The organism is Paenarthrobacter nicotinovorans (assembly GCF_007670255.1).
In the GTDB taxonomy this organism is placed as follows: domain Bacteria; phylum Actinomycetota; class Actinomycetes; order Actinomycetales; family Micrococcaceae; genus Arthrobacter; species Arthrobacter nicotinovorans_B.
Map to the genome: position 1 here is coordinate 381,530 of NZ_SZVS01000001.1, position 17,379 is coordinate 398,908.

Annotated in this window: 15 protein-coding genes; 5 read left to right on the forward strand and 10 right to left on the reverse strand. The window is 63.6% G+C overall.

Features of this window, described 5'->3' with window-relative positions:
• The first annotated feature begins 217 nt into the window (after nt 1-217).
• A complete protein-coding gene (locus FDP28_RS01785; RefSeq protein WP_260842289.1) occupies nt 218-1,156 on the forward strand; it encodes a GerMN domain-containing protein in 939 nt (312 codons plus the stop codon).
• Nucleotides 1,157-1,192: 36 nt separating this feature from the next.
• Here FDP28_RS01785 and FDP28_RS01790 read toward each other — a convergent pair whose 3' ends face one another.
• Genes FDP28_RS01790 through hrcA form a run of 3 tightly spaced genes read right to left on the reverse strand, consistent with a single transcriptional unit; the run spans nt 1,193 to nt 4,142 of the window.
• The gene (locus tag FDP28_RS01790) at nt 1,193-1,954 is read right to left on the reverse strand and encodes a 16S rRNA (uracil(1498)-N(3))-methyltransferase (protein ID WP_144658900.1); all 762 of its coding nucleotides are present in this window, start codon (nt 1,952-1,954) and stop codon (nt 1,193-1,195) included.
• Between the two features lie 2 nt (nt 1,955-1,956).
• Nucleotides 1,957-3,084 (reverse strand): molecular chaperone DnaJ, encoded by a 1,128-nt coding sequence (gene dnaJ, locus FDP28_RS01795; RefSeq protein ID WP_144658901.1) that lies wholly within the window; start codon nt 3,082-3,084, stop codon nt 1,957-1,959.
• Between the two features lie 50 nt (nt 3,085-3,134).
• The gene (gene hrcA / locus FDP28_RS01800; RefSeq protein ID WP_144658902.1) at nt 3,135-4,142 is read right to left on the reverse strand and encodes a heat-inducible transcriptional repressor HrcA; all 1,008 of its coding nucleotides are present in this window, start codon (nt 4,140-4,142) and stop codon (nt 3,135-3,137) included.
• Nucleotides 4,143-4,371: 229 nt separating this feature from the next.
• On the opposite strand from hrcA, the gene FDP28_RS01805 reads away from it, so the two are divergent.
• Together FDP28_RS01805 and FDP28_RS01810 are read left to right on the forward strand one after the other, a co-directional pair.
• On the forward strand, nt 4,372-5,223 hold the full coding sequence (locus FDP28_RS01805) for a DUF3097 domain-containing protein (protein WP_144658903.1): 852 nt from the start codon (nt 4,372-4,374) through the stop codon (nt 5,221-5,223).
• 119 nt (nt 5,224-5,342) lie between these two features.
• Nucleotides 5,343-5,756, forward strand: coding sequence for a DUF4870 domain-containing protein (locus tag FDP28_RS01810; RefSeq protein ID WP_144658904.1), 414 nt, complete (start codon nt 5,343-5,345; stop codon nt 5,754-5,756).
• 46 nt (nt 5,757-5,802) lie between these two features.
• Here the strand turns inward: FDP28_RS01810 and hemW are convergent, their stop codons facing one another.
• Nucleotides 5,803-7,032: a radical SAM family heme chaperone HemW gene (hemW, locus tag FDP28_RS01815; RefSeq protein ID WP_144658905.1), complete on the reverse strand. Its 1,230-nt coding sequence runs from the start codon at nt 7,030-7,032 to the stop codon at nt 5,803-5,805.
• Nucleotides 7,033-8,886: a translation elongation factor 4 gene (gene lepA, locus FDP28_RS01820; protein ID WP_144658906.1), complete on the reverse strand. Its 1,854-nt coding sequence runs from the start codon at nt 8,884-8,886 to the stop codon at nt 7,033-7,035.
• A gap of 160 nt (nt 8,887-9,046) precedes the next feature.
• On the opposite strand from lepA, the gene FDP28_RS01825 reads away from it, so the two are divergent.
• Nucleotides 9,047-9,583, forward strand: a complete 537-nt coding sequence (locus FDP28_RS01825) for a type II toxin-antitoxin system PemK/MazF family toxin (protein ID WP_144658907.1) — start codon at nt 9,047-9,049, stop codon at nt 9,581-9,583.
• Nucleotides 9,584-9,752: 169 nt separating this feature from the next.
• Nucleotides 9,753-10,013 (forward strand): 30S ribosomal protein S20, encoded by a 261-nt coding sequence (gene rpsT, locus FDP28_RS01830; RefSeq protein WP_144658908.1) that lies wholly within the window; start codon nt 9,753-9,755, stop codon nt 10,011-10,013.
• A gap of 103 nt (nt 10,014-10,116) precedes the next feature.
• On the opposite strand, the gene holA is transcribed toward rpsT, so the two are convergent.
• From holA to leuS, 5 genes are all read right to left on the reverse strand, one after another.
• Nucleotides 10,117-11,133: a DNA polymerase III subunit delta gene (gene holA, locus FDP28_RS01835; RefSeq protein WP_144658909.1), complete on the reverse strand. Its 1,017-nt coding sequence runs from the start codon at nt 11,131-11,133 to the stop codon at nt 10,117-10,119.
• Nucleotides 11,052-12,770: a ComEC/Rec2 family competence protein gene (locus FDP28_RS01840; protein ID WP_144658910.1), complete on the reverse strand. Its 1,719-nt coding sequence runs from the start codon at nt 12,768-12,770 to the stop codon at nt 11,052-11,054. The genes holA and FDP28_RS01840 overlap by 82 nt, the downstream gene beginning before the upstream one ends.
• Nucleotides 12,763-13,647, reverse strand: coding sequence for a helix-hairpin-helix domain-containing protein (locus FDP28_RS01845; RefSeq protein WP_144658911.1), 885 nt, complete (start codon nt 13,645-13,647; stop codon nt 12,763-12,765). Before FDP28_RS01845 ends, FDP28_RS01840 begins: the two co-directional genes overlap by 8 nt.
• 128 nt (nt 13,648-13,775) lie before the next feature.
• Complete coding sequence (locus FDP28_RS01850; protein ID WP_186313470.1) at nt 13,776-14,759, reverse strand: DegV family protein; 984 nt, start codon at nt 14,757-14,759, stop codon at nt 13,776-13,778.
• A 59-nt stretch (nt 14,760-14,818) separates the two neighbouring features.
• On the reverse strand, nt 14,819-17,347 hold the full coding sequence (gene leuS / locus FDP28_RS01855; RefSeq protein WP_144659101.1) for a leucine--tRNA ligase: 2,529 nt from the start codon (nt 17,345-17,347) through the stop codon (nt 14,819-14,821).
• Nucleotides 17,348-17,379 lie beyond the last annotated feature (32 nt).

Here is a 17,379-nt window from a genome sequence, read left to right on the forward strand (position 1 = left end):
AGCCCCGGGCCGGATGAACCTCGGCAAGGCGCCGGAACCAGGGCCGAAACGATACCGAAGACATTTTGTCTCAACTCGGCATCAAGCCGGTATCAATCATGTTTCAGTTGACCGCCGTCCACCCAAACCCGGCCGGACGCCGTCGTCGATGTGCCAAGCTGGCTTAACCGGGTGGTTGGAACCCCCGCAGCCCTGACCAAAAGGAAGCACCATAGCCATGCCAGCGAGCACCGGGAAAGGCGCACGAAAGCGGACACGGTCCGCCATCGCCGCGCCTGCGATGCTTGCTGTCCTGCTGCTGACCGGTTGCATTGCCAACGGCGGCGGGGGCAGCCAGGCGACGTCGAGCCCGCCGTCGCTGTCCGTGCAGGACGCGCCCGCGAGCAACGCCCCCTTGGAGACAACCCAGGCATCCACCAAGATTCCGGTCTATTGGATTGGGCGAAGCAAGGACGAGGTCTACCTCTACCGCGAATTCCGGGACATATCCGGTGACGGCAACCCTGTCACCACCGCCCTGAAGATCATGATGGCCGAGAAGCCGTTGGATCATGATTTCTTCACGCCTTGGCAGGAACCTGGAAACCTGGCGACCTCCATCTCCGGGAAGAACGTGATCACCGTCGACGTCTCCCGCGACGCCTTCAACTCGAACCTGGACGCCGGGATGGCCCAGAGGGCCATTCAGCAGCTGGTCTACACAGCCACGGCGGCAGCGTCGTCCTCCGGACTCATCAACTCGGGCCAGCAGATCCAGGTGGTCATCCTGGTGGACGGCCACAAGGACTACATGGCGTTCGGACAAGTAAAACTTGGCGAACCCATGACGCGCGACGCTTCCTTGGTGGCACCGCTGTGGATCATTGATCCCCAGGAGGACGTCTCCTTGCCGGCAGGGCTCATCAAGTTCAACGGCCGCATCACGGACAACTCCCGGCCCATCAGCTGGCAGATCCTCCAGGACAACGGCAAGGGAGAGAAGTCGAGCCTGCTCACGGGCCAGACCAAGGCAACCGGCGAGCCCGGTCAGTACGGTCTCTTCAGCTTCGGCGCCACGCTGAAACCCGGCAAGTACGAGCTCCGGGTCTCCGAGGTGGACGACGCCGGCAAGGCGATCGAATCGAGCACGGATACCCGCCTGTTCAGCGTCTCCTAGGCGTCTTGTACATAGCTCGCGAGCGTCGGTGGCCGGCTACCAGCGTCCGAGGACGTCGCTGGCCAGAACGACGGCGGCAGGTCCCGCCGTCGACGACCGCAACACATGGTGACCCAACAGTGCGGTGACGGCACCAGCGTCGCTCAGCCGCGTTACTTCGCGCGGTGAGATCCCGCCTTCGGGCCCGACAATCAGAAGAACCTCGCGCGGTGGGGTGTCGCCAGCATCCAGCTTCTCCAGGACCTCCCGCAAGGGGTTCTTGGCGTCCTCGTGGAGGATGATGGCGAGGTCGGCTTCCGCAACGGCCTTGGCCAGTCCGCTCGAGTCGACGATCGGGCGGACCGGAGGTATCCAGGCCCTGCGCGCCTGCTTTGCCGCGGCGGTCACCACAGACTCCCACTTCGCGTGGGCTTTGGCTGCGCGGTCACCTTTCCAACGCACAATCGAGCGTTCGGACTGCCAGGGAACCACGGCATCGATTCCAAGCTCAGTGGCCGTCTCGATGGCCAGCTCGTCACGGTCGCCCTTGGCCAAGGCCTGCACCAGGACCAAACGCACCTGGGGCTGTTCTTCGAAGACGACATCCGCCGCCGTCACCGTCAAGGTGCCAGGGCCGACGTCGGCGACGGTTCCGGTGAGGCGGGCACCAGCGCCGTCGGCGATGTCAACGGACTCACCGACGGCCAAGCGCTTGACCGTGACGGCGTGGCGCGCCTCCGGTCCCTCCAGGACAAATGCGGCACCGGAGCGCAACTGGTCAAGGCTGCCGACCGGGGCGAAGAAGACGGGATTGCTCACCGCTACAGGTTACCGAGCTTGTCCCGGAGCTTTGCGAACATTCCGCCGCTGGCCACCAGTTTGCCTTCGGTGAACTGCTCACCGCGAAGCTTGGCGAGCTGCTGCAGCAGTTCTTCCTGGGCGTGGTCCAGTTTGGTGGGAGTCTCCACGTGCAGGTGCACTTTGAGGTCGCCACGGCCGTAGCCGCGGAGATGGGTGACGCCAAGGCCGCGAAGGGTGATGATCTCCCCGGACTGCGTCCCCGCCTTGACCTCAATGTCCTGTGCGCCGTCGAAAGTATCAAGCTCCAAGTCCGTCCCGAGGGCTGCTGCTGTCATGGGCACGCTCAGGGTGGCGTGGAGATCATCACCTTCACGAACGAACGTGGAATCGTTGTTTACGCGGATCTCCACGTAGAGATCGCCCGCCGGACCACCGGCGGGGCCGGCTTCGCCCTGGCCGGACAGCTGGATGCGCGTGCCGGTGGCGACACCTGCCGGCACCTTGATGGTCAACGAACGGCGGCTCCGGATGCGGCCCTGGCCACTGCACTCGTTGCAGGGATCCTTGATAACTGTGCCGAATCCTTCACAGGTTCCGCAGGGCGCGGTGGTCATGACCTGGCCAAGGATGGAGCGCACTGCGCGCTGGACCTGGCCGCTGCCGCCGCAAATGTCGCAGCGTTCGGGGTGGGTGCCGGGACGGCAGCAGCTGCCATCACACGTTGGGCAGACCACGGCTGTATCGACTTCAAGCTTCTTGTTGACGCCGAACACCGCGTCCTTGAGGTCGATCCGGACACTGATGAGGGCGTCCTGGCCGCGCCGGACGCGTGAGGCCGGCCCTCCGTGTCCACCGCCCCCGCCAAAGAACGTGTCGAAGATGTCCTGGAAGGCGAAGCCTTGGCCTGCGTACCCGCCACCGAAGCCGTTGTCAGTTCCGTTCTCATTGCCGGTGGCGTCGTAGACGCGGCGTTTCTGGGGATCTGACAACACTTCGTATGCATGGGTCACGGCCTTGAACTGCTCCGCGACATCTTCACCGGGGTTTACGTCCGGGTGGAGTTTCCGTGCCAGCTTGCGGTACGCCTTTTTGATCTCTTCCCCGGTGGCTTCCGGCGAGACTCCCAAAACGTCATAGTGGCTGCTCAAAGTCGGTATCTCTTCCTGGTTGTACTGCGGATGTTTCCTCGGGCCGCTTTTCAGCCGCCGAGAATGCGGGAAAGGTAACGGGCCACGGCGCGTACTGCCGCCATGGTGGTGGGATAGTCCATGCGGGTGGGTCCGAGGATGCCCACCTTGGCACCTGATCCGTAGCCGGTGGCCACGACAGATGCCTCGGCGAGACCGTCGTACGGATTCTCCCGGCCAATGCTGACAGTGACGCCTCGAGGATCGTCTCCCATGTCCGACAACAACCGGAGCATGACAACTTGTTCCTCAAGTGCCTCCAGCACCGGACCGATGCTCAAGGGGAAATCGACGTTGGACCGTGCAAGGTTGGCCGTACCGGCCATGAGAATGCGCTCTTCACGGCTGGTATCGCTCAACGATTCCAGGCCATTTGCGAGCGTTTGCGCGAGGGCCCGAAGGTCGGGCGGACACAGGGCAACCACTGACGGAAGTACCTGCGGCAAGAGGGCCAGCTGGGTGCCGGCGATGCTGCCAAGGAAACGTGACCTCAACAACATCAGGGCCTCGTTGCTCACATCGGCACCGGCCTCGATCACCTTCTGCGCAACGCTTCCGGTATCCGCTATGAGGACCACAAGCACTTGCTTGGGTGCCAGCAGGACAAACTCCGCGTGGCGCACCAAGGCGCGGTGCGAGTGCGGGTACTGCACGACGGCGACCTGGTTGGTCAGCTGCGAAAGGAGCCTGACGGTGCGCTCAAGAATGTCATCGACGTCGTCCGGGCCCTCCAACAACGAATGGATGGCCCGGCGCTCGGCGGCTGACAACGGCTTGACCTGCGAGATGCGGTCCACAAAGAGGCGATAGCCCTTGTCCGTGGGAATCCGGCCCGCGCTGGTGTGCGGGGCAGCAATGAGACCCTCCTCTTCCAGGACAGCCATGTCATTGCGGATGGTGGCACTGGAAACACCCAGGTGGTGGCGCTCAACGAGGGCCTTCGATCCCACGGGCTCCCGGGAATGTACATAATCCTCAACGATGGCACGCAGCACTTCCAGCTTGCGTGGCTCACTCATTGCTCCACCTCCTGACGACTGCCATGGTCCTTGGGACCGTCCCCGTGGGACCTCCAACGGGTCACCACACTTAGCACTCAACATGCCCAAGTGCTAACAAGTCTAGTATGAGCTACCACGTTGTTAGCATTGAAACCGTCCCCGGACTGTATCCGGGACGGCGAACCAGCACAGCCTGAATTCAGCTGCTGCCTGTCCTTTCACATACCAGCACAGAGGTAGGAATTCCTTGGCTTTCGACAATTGGGGCCCGCAGGATCTGACGGCACCGGCCAAACGCCAACTCCCCGAAGTCCCGGTCAAACGCGGAATGGTCCTGGAGGACGTCCAGTCGGGGTGGGTGGGCGAAGTCACCCGGGTCGAAAAGACCGGCGGCATGCACATCGTGGCCCTGGAGGACAGGCGCGGCAAAACGAAGTCGTTCCAGCTCGGCTATGGGTTCCTCCTTGAAGGGCAAGCCATCCGGTTGATGCCTCCAGCTCCCCGTCCGCCTGCCGCGGCGGTTCCGGCAGGACGGACGGCCTCGGGCTCAGTAAAAGTCGAGGGACAGCGGGCGCAGGTAGCCAAGGCCAGCCGCATCTGGGTTGAAGGCAAGCACGACGCCGAACTCGTCGAGAAGGTCTGGGGTGACGATCTTCGGGTCGAGGGAATTGTGGTCGAACCCCTCCATGGAGTGGACGACCTCAAATCGGCCATCGCAGCTTTCAGGCCCGGGCCCGACCGCCGGCTCGGCATCCTGGTGGATCACCTGGTCCAGGGCTCCAAGGAGTCCAGGATCGCAGCCGAGGCCATGACCGTCCCCGGCGCAGCCGGGAATGTCCTGATCGTCGGGCACCCCTATGTGGATGTGTGGCAGGCAATCCGGCCCAAGGTCCTGGGCATTGAGCAATGGCCGGCTGTGGCCCGTGGGACAGATTGGAAGACCGGGATTCTCACCGCCTTCGGGTGGCCCCACGACACCGCCGAGGACATAGGTTTGGGCTGGCAGCGGCTTCTGGGTGCGGTGCGCAGCTATGCGGACCTTGAACCGTCATTGCTGGGCCGCGTTGAGGAAGTCATCGACTTCCTGACCGCACCCTGAAGGGCCGCCAGCACGACAGGATCTGAGGCATCTGCGGGGCGTTGGTCCCGGGAAGGACGTCCGGGCCGGTATTCTTGGACAGCAACACCGCAGCATCTTTACAGCAAAGGGAAGACACCGTGGCAGATAACGCTCCTGAAGAACCGGGCAGCGCCGCAGGCCGGCCCCAGTACCACGGCGCGCCTGCCAACGCTCTCCCGCTGACGGCCAGTGAGGACCGGCAGTGGGCCACTTTGGCGCACTTCGGCGGCATCCTCGGATGCGTGCCGGCTCTTTTGATCTACTTGATCTTCCGCGACCGCGGGCCGTTCACCGCACAGGAATCCAAAGAGGCACTGAATTTCACGCTGCCTCCCACTATTGCCGCCGTGCTCGCGAACATCCTGGTACTGCTTCCGGTGGTGGGAAACATCTTCGCAGTCATCGCCACGGGCATCTGGGTAGCGCTGACCTGCTTCTCCGTCTCAGCGGGAATCAGGGTCAACCACGGTCAGCCGCACCGCTACCGCTTCAACCTGCGCTGGATCAAGTAGAGGCCCCGGCTTAGGACGCAGGAGCTCCACTACTGGCTTAGCCGGTTCAGTCCGGCAGGATCCTGCGGACTACTGCGTCGGCGAGCAGACGGCCCTTCAGCGTCAGGATCAGCCGACCCTTGAACGCCTGAACAGGATCAACCAGCCCATCAGCGATGAGGCCTGCCATGGCATGACGGCCCACAGCATCGAGGGCATCTACGGCAAGCCCCGTTCCGAGGCGCGCCTCCAGCATGATCCGCTCGATTTCGCGGGTTCCGGGGTCGAGGGTTTCGCGCCCGGCTGCCGGCGAGGTTCCAGCGCCCAACCGTGACGCATAGGCCGTCGGGTGTTTGACGTTCCACCACCGGACGCCGCCAACATGCGAATGCGCACCGGGGCCGATCCCCCACCAATCATCTCCGCGCCAGTACGCCAAGTTGTGCCTGCAGGCCTGTTCCGGGGTCCTGGCCCAGTTGCTGACCTCGTACCAGTCCAGGCCCGATGCTGAGATCATCTGGTCCGCCAGTTCGTATTTGGCGGCGTGGTCGTCGTCGTCGATTCCGGGGACTTGGCCGCGCCTGATCTGCGCGGCAAGCTTGGTGCCGTCCTCAACTATCAGCGCGTAGGCGCTGATGTGATCGGGCTCGTAGGACAGGGCCGTCTTGAGCGAGAGCTCCCAATCCGCCATAGACTCCCCTGGTGTCCCATAGATCAAGTCCAAACTGACGGCCAGGCCGGCCTCGCGGGCCCATTGGACCACCAAGGGCACCCGGCTGGGGGTGTGCGTGCGGTCCAGGACTTTCAACACGTGGGGAACGGCCGACTGCATGCCGAAGGACACCCGGGTGAAACCGGCCTCGGCAAGGATCTTCAGGGATTCGGGGGTTACGGAGTCGGGATTCGCCTCGGTGGTCACCTCCGCGCCGGGCTCAATGCCCCAATGCCCGACGGCGGCACGCAGGATCTGCGCCAGATCTTCCGCGGGCAGGAGGGTGGGCGTACCGCCGCCGAAAAAAACTGTGCTGAGGGGTCGCGGCGGGAGGCCCGAGGCATCCAGGGCCGCAGCCGCGAAGCCGAGTTCGGAAACCGCCGTCGCAGCATAGGCATCCTGTGACGCTCCGCCGCCGAGCTCGGTCGCGGTATAGGTGTTGAAATCGCAATAACCACAGCGCACGGCACAGAACGGGATGTGCACGTAGAGGCCGAATTTGCGCTGCTCGACGCCGTCCAGCACCTGCGGCGGCAAAATGCCGTCCGCAGGTGCCGGATCGCCCAAAGGTAGGACGCTGGGCATTTACTTCTTGGCCTTGTCCTTTGACTCGTCCGTGGTCAGCGCTGCGATGAAGGCCTCTTGGGGCACCTCAACGCGGCCAACCATCTTCATGCGCTTCTTGCCTTCTTTCTGCTTTTCGAGCAGCTTGCGCTTACGGGTGATGTCACCGCCGTAGCACTTGGCAAGAACGTCCTTGCGGATGGCCCGGATGCTCTCCCGGGCAATGATGCGGGAGCCGATGGCAGCCTGGATGGGCACCTCGAACTGCTGCCGTGGAATCAGTTCGCGGAGCTTCCCGGTCATCATCACACCATAGGCGTAGGCCTTGTCACGGTGCGTGATGGCGCTGAACGCGTCCACCTGTTCGCCCTGGAGCAGGATGTCGACCTTGACGAGGTCGGCCACTTGCTCGCCGTCGGCCTTCCAGTCCAGCGAGGCGTAGCCGCGCGTCTTGGACTTCAGGAGATCGAAGAAGTCGAACACGATTTCGGCCAGCGGGATCCAGTAACGGAGTTCAACGCGGTCCTCGGACAGGTAGTCCATGCCCTTCATCTGACCGCGGCGGCTCTGGCACAGCTCCATGATGGCGCCGACAAACTCGTTGGGCGCAAGGACGGTAGCGGAAACCATGGGCTCGCGGACTTCAGCGATCTTGCCCGTGGGGTACTCGCTGGGGTTGGTGACGTGGACAACCCGCTTGTCTTCCAGGGTGACCTCGTACTCCACGTTGGGTGCAGTGGAGATGAGGTCGAGGTTGTACTCGCGTTCCAAACGCTCGCGGGTGATTTCAAGGTGCAGCAGCCCAAGGAAGCCCACACGGAACCCGAAGCCCAGCGCAGCCGAGGTCTCAGGCTCGTAGACCAGGGCTGCGTCATTGAGCATCAGCTTTTCCAATGCGTCACGGAGCACCGGATAGTCCGTGCCGTCCAAGGGGTAGAGGCCGGAGAAGACCATGGGCTTGGCGTCGGCGTAACCACTGAGAGACTCAGAGGCCGGCTTGGCTTGGTTGGTGACGGTATCGCCAACCTTGGACTGGCGGACATCCTTCACGCCGGTGATGAGGTATCCCACCTCGCCAACACCCAGGCCCTTGGACGGGGTGGGCTCCGGTGAGCTCACGCCGATTTCGAGGAGTTCGTGCGTCGCGCGGGTTGACATCATCTGGATGCGTTCGCGTGGGTGCAGCTTGCCATCCACCACACGGACGTAGGTGACCACGCCACGGTAGGTGTCGTAGACCGAGTCAAAGATCATGGCACGCGCGGGGGCGTCGGGATTGCCAACAGGTGCCGGGAGGTCGCGGACGATCTTATCCAGCAGTGCTTCGACGCCAACGCCGGTTTTACCGGAAACCTTGAGGACATCCTCCGGGTCTCCACCGATAAGGTTGGCAAGCTCAGCCGCGTACTTCTCGGGTTGCGCCGCAGGGAGGTCGATCTTGTTCAGCACTGGAATGATGGTGAGGTTGTTTTCCATCGCCAGGTAGAGGTTGGCCAAGGTTTGGGCTTCGATGCCCTGTGCCGCGTCCACCAGCAGGATCGCGCCCTCGCAGGCTGCCAAGGACCGGGAGACCTCGTACGTGAAGTCCACGTGACCTGGAGTGTCGATCATGTTCAGGGCGTAGCTTGTGCCATCGAGTTCCCACGGCATGCGAACAGCCTGGGACTTGATGGTGATGCCGCGCTCACGTTCGATGTCCATGCGGTCCAGATACTGGGCCTTCATGTCGCGTTGCTGAACGACGCCGGTGAACTGCAGCATGCGGTCGGCCAAGGTGGACTTACCGTGGTCAATGTGGGCAATGATGCAGAAGTTCCGGATGATGGCCGGATCTGTTGCGGCGGGCACCGGTGCGGTGCGGGCCATGGGAGACACGCAGGATCCTTACTGTCGACACTCACACGGCAAATCATGGAACTGGGCATAAGCCAGCCCGAACACGCCGCATATCTGATCCTCTAGTCTCCCACGAACCAGCGCTTCGCCGTACATTGCGCAGCGGGTTGCCCGCCACAGACGGATGTAGCGTATTCACATGAGCTTCGATATGCGCCCTCTGGGTAAATTCCTGCTGCGTTCACTCCGGGCATTGGGAGGCTCGGGCTCAAAAGCCGCCGCCCCACCAACTGGCGCCAGGAAGCCGGCCCGGCCATCCGCCGTCGGACATTCCGCAGTCTCCTACCCGGGCGACTTCGTCGGAGCCGTAAGGCCCGGCTACTCCCCCAAACCTGATGGCCAACCGGATCCAGGCGAAATCGTATGGGGATGGGTTCCCTATGAAGAGGACCATTCGCAGGGCAAAGACCGTCCTGTACTTCTTATCGGGCGTGATGGGAAATGGCTGCTGGGACTGATGCTCACGTCAAAGGACCATGACAACGGCAGGCGCGCAGATGACTACGTCGACATCGGGAGCGGACCGTGGGACAGGCAGGGCAGGCCAAGCGAAGTCAACGTACGGCGCATCATCCGACTGGATCCTTCGGCCGTCCGGCGCGAAGGCGCCGTGTTGGGTAAACGGCAATTCCAGGAGGTTTCGCGGAGCCTCCAAGCGCAGCAAAGCCGGCGGTGAGCGACAAATCTCCGTTTACGGGCCTCATCTGCTATCCTTTATAGCTGTGTGTCCGTGCAGGTCGACGGCCGCACATGGTTGGCTGCCATAGGCATCCCCACGCCGCTCAGTCGATGGCCAACCTGACAACCCTCTAGACCAATTTCCGCATTAAAAAGAGAGTTCATACGTGGCTAATATCAAGTCCCAGAAGAAGCGCATCCTCACCAACGAGAAGGCTCGCCTGCGTAACAACAGCGTCAAGTCTGAGCTGAAGACGGCCATCCGCGCCGTCAACACCGCCGTTGAGTCTGCTGACAAGGATGCTGCTGCAACTGCACTTGTTGCTGCCAGCCGTAAGCTGGACAAGGCTGTCAGCAAGGGCGTTATTCACAAGAACAACGCTGCGAACCGCAAGTCGGCGATCTCCAAGAAGGTCAACGCACTCTAAGGTTTTCCAGTTCGACTGAGCTGATCAAAAGGCCGGCGCCCCTTTGGGTGCCGGCCTTTGGGTTTTAACCAACGGCGTTTGCCGCCTGATGCATCAACCAGCTTCAGCGTCGGCTGGCGGAGGTGGCGATCACGGTCACAGCGTGCTCCACGGCGTACACCGGGTCGCGGGATTCGCCTTTCACCTGCGCGTCCGCCTCTGCAATCACCTGGATCGAGCGGATCAGGCCCTCGGGTGTCCACCGGCGGACATCCCGTTGTGCCTGCTCCACCAGCCAAGGCTGCATTCCGAGATTTTTGGCGATGGTTGCCGATGATCCATTTGCCCCGGCAACTTTGGCCAACGTCCGAAGCTTGGCTGCCAGGGCAGCCACCAGGGGAACGGGATCGACGCCGGTGGCCAGTGCGTGCCGAAGGGTGGACAGCGCCACCGGGCCGTTGCCGGCCATGGCAGCGTCCGCGACTTTGAAGGCTGTGGCTTCCACACGCCCACCGTAGTAGCGCTCCACCGTCTCTGCCGTCACAGCGGTTGTGGCATCGGCAATGAGCTGGGCGCACGCCGATGCCAGTTCAGAAAGATTGGCTCCGACGGCATTCACCAGCGCCTGGACAGCCTCACCTTCAATGCGGCGGCCGCCCGCTTTGAACTCCGCGACAACGAAAGCAGTTTTGTCGGCGTCCTTTTTCAGGGGCTGACATTCGATCACGGGCCACCCGCCGGCCTTCACGGCATCAAGCAGCTTCTTGCCACGTACACCACCGCCGTGCCGAAGGACCAGGACAACGTCCTGATCAGGATGTTGAAGGTAGGCCAGACCGTCTGCCAGGAACGCATCGTTCATGGCTTCGAGGCCCTCGACCTCTATGAGCTTGCCTTCACCGAAGAGGGACGGAGTGACGGTCATCGCCAGCGTCCCGGCCTCGTAGGAGCCGGCGTTCAGACGGGTGAGCTCCACATCCGGCGTGCTGGTGCGTACCTGCGTGCGGATCCGGTCCATGGCGCGGATCCCGAGGTATTCTTCCGGTCCCGTGATCAGCACTACGGCGGCCGGCGCCGCGTCCCGCCAGGAGACGTTGTTCGCCGCGGAGTTCTTGGCCCGGGTGTTTTGGGCAGCAGCCACTGGTGTTTCCTTCCGGACGATTTCCTGCAGTTTACAAGTCTGCCATGCCTGTGCCGTGAGATTCGTTCCAAAGCCACCACTACGACTGTGTGCAGGGCCATGACGCGTGCCATAAACGGCCGCGGATGCAGCAGCATCCAGACTGCAGTGATGGTAACCACTGAGCCGAGCATCATGGACGCAATTCCGGCCGGCCCGTCGGCCCACGGCAGTGCCGCCCCGGGCAGGCCCGCGAAATACCTGGCCACGCCCGCAACCGCCGCCGCGCATCCACCGGCGACTGCCACGGGCACCACCGCCAACCAGGGCGCCAACGCGGCCAGTGGAACAGCGATCGTACCGAGAATGGTCACTGGGGCCACCAAAGGACCGGCCACTACATTGGCGATGAATGCATACGGGGTGAATTGCGGCTGAAGTGCCACGATGACGGGGCCACACAGCAGCTGGGCGGACAAGGGAACGGCCACTCCGGCAGCAATCCACCTGGGAACGCGGGCAGGGATCCAGGACGCAATCCGACGGGCCAACAGCACGATACCGAGAGTGGCCAGCACGGACAGGAGGAAACCCACGTTCGCAGCCATAGCCGGGTCAATAAGCAACAGGACCGCTGTGGCAACGCACAGGAATGTGAGGGACCGTCCACGAAGCCCGCCCGCCAGGGCGGCCAGACCTACGGCCCCCATGACGGCTGCACGCAAGACGCTCGGATCAGGGCCGACCATGACCACGAAGCCCGCCAGTCCGCAAGCAGCCACGGCTCCCGCCGCGGGGCGGGGTAGCCTGAACGTTCGGGCCATCACTATGAACCCTCCAAGGACAAGACTGCAGTTGGCGCCGCTCACGGCTGTCAAATGGGTCATACCGGTGGTCTTCATATCGGTACCGAGGCTCTCCGGCAGCGCGCTGGTATCTCCCGTAACCATCCCCGGCAAAAGCCCGGCTGCGTCAGCAGGCAACCATTGTGTGGCGCTGCCAAACGCTTGCTTAAGCTGTCCTGCCGATTGGCGGACATCGAACTGTGAGCGGATCACGACGGGTCCGGACGACGCCGACAGAATAGCTGCTTCTGTTTGCCCCTCCCGCACTTCCTTCAGGATCCCGGTGGTTCTGACAAGTTGGCCGGGTTGCACCTCCTTCCACGAATCGCCTCCGGTCACCACGACCTCGGCGGCTCCCCGCGTCACTGTGCCCTTGGCGGTGACCTCCTTCATGGTGGCCTCCACTGTCCATCTGGATGCACCTGTATGACCCGGCACGCTCGCTTCCTTCGGGCTTCCAGTGATCATGAGCTGGATGACCACTCCCTCTTTGCCCGCGACAGCCTCCGCCAGGGGTCCGGCCTCACGTTGGGTTGCAACGACCGCACAGTGGACTGCGACTGACGCGCCCATGAAACACGCTAGCGCAAAAGTGGCCTTCATTGTCCTCGCGCGGGCTCCGGCGGTTTGCAGCCGACGTCCACCGATCATCAGGACCGCTCCGGCGATCGCCAGGATCCCTGCCGTTATCCAAGACCAAAGTGCGCCATTGAAGCTGCCCACAAGCGCCGCACCCCAGGAGATGACGACGGCGGGCACCAGCCTGAGATCCGATCGCTTGGCTGGCCCTGTTTCCGCCTTGGCATCAGCCACCTTGCACCGTCACAAGGTCCTTGAGTGACTCCATGAGCTTGGGTCCGATTCCATCCACGGCATCAAGTTCGTCCACGGACGTGAACGCTCCGTGCTCCTTGCGCCAATCCACAATGCGTTGCGCTGTAACCGGCCCTACCCGCGGCAATGTCCCGAGTTCCTCCAATGACGCCGTGTTGATATTGATCTTGGCGCCAGCCGCCGCTGCTGGACCAGCTATACCGCTGGCGTTCCCGGTGCCGGCCTGGGAGGACGCCGCCGGCGGGGGTGCCTCTCCCACCGTGGGGACATACAGCTTGGTTCCGTCCGTGAGCACTTCGGCGAGGTTGAGGGCGGCCAGCTCGGCATTCGGCGCCGCCCCACCGGCGGCACTGATGGCCTGGAACACCCGGCTCCCCTGCGGCAATGAGACCACCCCGGGCTTGCCCACTGCACCGGCCACATGGACAACGACCACCCCTGCTCCCCCTTCCGGGGCCGCAGGCAAAGAGTCCGGGGAGTCAGTCACTTCCGCTCTTGTGGTGGTACCCGGGCTGGTCGGACCTGTCGATGCCCCAACCTCGCTTAACGGCTCCGAGGTTGCTTGTCCGTCTGCGAGCTGCCAGAAGTGCCAAGCTACGAGTGAAGCACCCACCACGGCAAGGAGCGCAGCAACCCTCCAGGATGTGCGCCACCGCAGCCGGGTTCCAGGCTGACTATGGTCCGCTCCCCCTGCCAACAGCGAGTCCAAATCGCCTGTGGCTGCCTCGGGATAAGCGGCATCAGCCAGGTCCAACAACGGTTGACCGCCGCCGTCAGGGATCATTCGGGAGGCAAACCGCTCCCGCGCGGCCCGCGCTGCGGCGTCTGGGGATACGTCGCGGTTCCAGCGTGGCATGAACCGAGCCTACGGCCGGTTACCCGGCCCCGCCGCGCGGTTTCAGCGCTATGTGGATAACCGGAACAGAGCACGGCTCCCGCAGCACTCCACACGCAGAAGATTCGGCGGAAAGTTTTGCCGCAACGTCACCCCGCCGGTGTGCTGCTCTCCCCCACGATAACCGCGAGAACTCCAAGCCCGGCATGCGCGGCCAGGACGGCGGGCAAGGCACTGATCTGCGGCGCCGGGCAATCCGGGCAGCTTTCGTTCAACCGCGCAGCCAGGGCTTCGGCCTCGATCTGGTTGCCGAAATGGTGGACCGCCAAGCGTTGTTGGCCTGCCGGGCGGGAGGCAACGTCCGCAGCAACGATCTCCTCGAGACGGGCTATGGCGCGCACAGCGGAACGCACCTTCTCGAGCGGCACGATCTTGCCGCCGTCGACCGCCAATATCGGCTTGATGGCCAGCACCGTACCCAAGAGCGACGCAGCCGCGCCGATACGCCCACCCCGACGCAGCTGCTCCAGGCTGGGGACGTAGAAATACACCTTGGTACGTTCCATCCGCTGTTCGGCGAAACCCCGGACCTCGGCAGACCCTCGACCGTCCGCCGCGGCAACGACAGCGCTTTGAACGCCCATCCCCAGAGCCATGCCTACTGTTCGGGAATCAACGACCTCCACGGGAATCGTCACGCGGGCAGCAGCGAGGCGGGCGGCGTCGGCGGTTCCGGAAAGGTCAGACGAGATATGGATGGACACTACGGCTTCAAATCCACGCCGCTGGGCGGCCAGGTACGCCTGCTCAAATTGCCCGGGTGATGGCCGGGATGTCTTTACCGAGGCGCCGGAAGCGAGTGCCAACGACAACGTCTGAGTGATGTCGTCTTCACCTTCGCCGTAAATTTCATTCCCCACCATCACGGGCATGGGCACAACGGCCAAACGACCGTCGGCCGTAAAGGCAGAAACCCAGTCAGCGGGCAGTGCGGCGGCCGAATCGGTGACCACGGCAGTCTTGACGACGGCGGCGAGTGGCTCGTCAGCGACAGGAACCGGCGCCGCTGGTTGCCGGAGGCGCGCCACCCTTTCCTTGAGCCACATCCAGGCGGGTGGTTCTCGCTCAGGCACGCAACCTCCAAAGATGATGGCCGGCCGCCGGCACAGTGCCGGCGGCCGCGCAATCCCTGCTAGGCAGGAACGATGTTCACCAGTTTAGGTGCCCGCACGATCACGGTGCGGATGCCACGGCCGTCCAGGGCGCGCTGAACGTTCTCCGAAGCCAAGGCGAGCTCCCGGAGCTCGTCTTCGGCGACGTCAGGAGACACTTCCAGACGATCACGGACCTTACCTTGGACCTGGACCACGGCAGTGACGGTGTCCTGGACCAACAGGGCTTCGTCATGGGTGGGCCAGCCGGCGTTTGCCACGGATGCCGGGTGTCCAAGCGCGCTCCAGAGGTCCTCAGCGGTGTACGGAGCGAAGAGGCTCAGGATGACGGCAACGGCTTCGACTGCCTCGCGGACGGCGGGGTCCGCTGCGCCTGCACCGGAGTCAATGGTCTTGCGGGTGGCGTTGACCAACTCCATGAGGCGTGCCACAACGACGTTGAACTTGTTGTTGTCCAGGAGCTCGGCAGCGTCGGCAATGGTCTTGTGGGTCACCGTGCGCAGGGCACGGTCGCCCGTGGCCGGGTCGACACCGGGCTCGCTGCTGACGTCCTGGCCAAGGCGCCAGGCACGGGCCAGGAACTTGGCCGAACCCGACGGCGATACGTCCGCCCAGTCGACGTCGTCTTCCGGTGGGGAGGCAAAGACCATCGTGAGGCGGACGGCGTCGACGCCGAATTTGTCCAGCTGCTCACCGAGGTCCACGCCGTTGCCGAGGGACTTGCTCATGGCTTTGCCGCCGTTGAGCACCTGCCCTTGGTTCAGGAGCGCCGAGAACGGTTCGTTGGCCTCGATCAGTCCGATGTCCTTGATGACCTTGGTGAAGAACCGGGCATACAGCAAGTGCAGGATGGCGTGCTCCACGCCGCCCACGTACTGGCCCACGGGCATCCAGTCATTGATCTTCTCAGGATCAAAGGGGCCCTCGGTGTACTGGGGCGATACAAAGCGCAGGAAGTACCAGGAGGAGTCCACGAAGGTGTCCATGGTGTCCGTGTCGCGCTGGGCAGCACGTCCACAGCTGGGGCATTCAACGTTGACCCACTCGACGGCGGCGGCCAGCGGGGAGGTCCCCTTCGGGGCCAGCGCTTCGCCACGCAGGTTGTCGGGAAGCCGGACCGGCAGCTGGTCATCGGGCACGGGTACTTCGCCGCATTCACCACAGTGGATGATCGGGATGGGGGTGCCCCAGAAACGCTGACGGCTCAGCAGCCAGTCACGCAGCCGGAAGTTGACGAACTTTTCGCCGGTTCCGAGCTTTTCCAGGATCTGGATGGCTGCCGGGATGGCTTCGGCCTTGGACAGTCCGTCCAGCTCGCCGGAGTTGATGAGCGTGCCTTCGCCAGCGGTAGCCACACCGGTCTCGGCCGGGTTCTCGTCGCCGGTTTCAAGCACAGGGCGTACGGGCAGGTCGAAGGCCTTGGCAAAGTCGAGGTCGCGCTGGTCGTGGGCGGGCACCGCCATGATGGCGCCGGTGCCGTAGTCGGCCAGCACGTAGTCCGCGGCCCACACCGGCAGCTTTTCACCGTTGAGCGGGTTGATGGCGTAGCGGCCGGTGAAGACGCCGGTTTTCTCGCGCTCGGTGGACTGACGTTCGATCTCCGAGAGGGCCTTGACCTTCTCGCGGTATGCCATCAGTTCGTCATGCTGCTCCGGGGTCACCAGATCCAGCGCCAGGTGCGCGTCAGCTGCGACGACGAAGAACGTTGCGCCGTAGAGGGTGTCGGGTCGCGTGGTGAAGACGGTGACTTCGCGCTCGGCCCGGTCTTCCGTAGCCTCGATGACGAAGCGCACGTGGGCACCTTCGGACCGGCCGATCCAGTTGCGCTGCATGGCCAGCACGCGCTCGGGCCAGTGGCCCTGCAGCTGGTCCATATCTTCGAGCAGGCGGTCGGCGTAGTCAGTGATCTTGAAGTACCACTGGTTCAGGGACTTCTTGGTGACCGGCGTGCCACAGCGCTCACAGGCACCATTGACTACCTGCTCGTTGGCCAGGACGGTGAGGTCCTTGGGGCACCAGTTGACCGGGGAGTCCTTGCGGTAGGCCAGGCCACGCTCGTAGAAGCGCTTGAACAACCACTGGGTCCACCGGTAGTACTCGGGGTCCGAGGTGTGGATGCGGCGCGACCAGTCAGCCGAGATGGCGTAGCGCTTGAACGATGCCGCCTGGGTGTCGATGTTGGCATAGGTCCACTCGCTGGGGTGGGCGTTGCGCTTGATGGCTGCGTTCTCGGCGGGCAGGCCGAAAGAGTCCCAGCCGATGGGGTGCAGGACGTCGAAGCCCTTCTGGCGCAGGTAACGTGCGACGACGTCACCCATCGCAAACGCTTCGGCGTGACCCATGTGAAGGTCACCGGAAGGGTAGGGGAACATGTCCAGGACATAGCGGCGTTCGCGCGAGCCGTCGTCGGCAGGCGTGAAGACTTTGAGGTCCTCCCAGACCTGCGGCCACTTGGCTTCCATCGCAGCGAAGCTGTAGACGCCTTCTTCAGGCGCTTCGGCTGCGGCTGTCTGTGCTGTTCCGGTCTCTGTCTCCGGCTGAACGCTCACTGCTGCCCTCTTCTGTTCTTCGATGGCGGTAT

Excerpts from the sequence above, each read along its gene's own strand:
- FDP28_RS01845 (WP_144658911.1), bottom strand. The coding sequence starts at position 13,647 with ATGCCACGCTGGAACCGCGACGTATCCCCAGACGCCGCAGCGCGGGCC.
- FDP28_RS01825 (WP_144658907.1), top strand. The coding sequence starts at position 9,047 with ATGAGCTTCGATATGCGCCCTCTGGGTAAATTCCTGCTGCGTTCACTC.
- hrcA (WP_144658902.1), bottom strand. The coding sequence starts at position 4,142 with ATGAGTGAGCCACGCAAGCTGGAAGTGCTGCGTGCCATCGTTGAGGAT.
- FDP28_RS01785 (WP_260842289.1), top strand. The coding sequence starts at position 218 with ATGCCAGCGAGCACCGGGAAAGGCGCACGAAAGCGGACACGGTCCGCC.
- hemW (WP_144658905.1), bottom strand. The coding sequence starts at position 7,032 with ATGCCCAGCGTCCTACCTTTGGGCGATCCGGCACCTGCGGACGGCATT.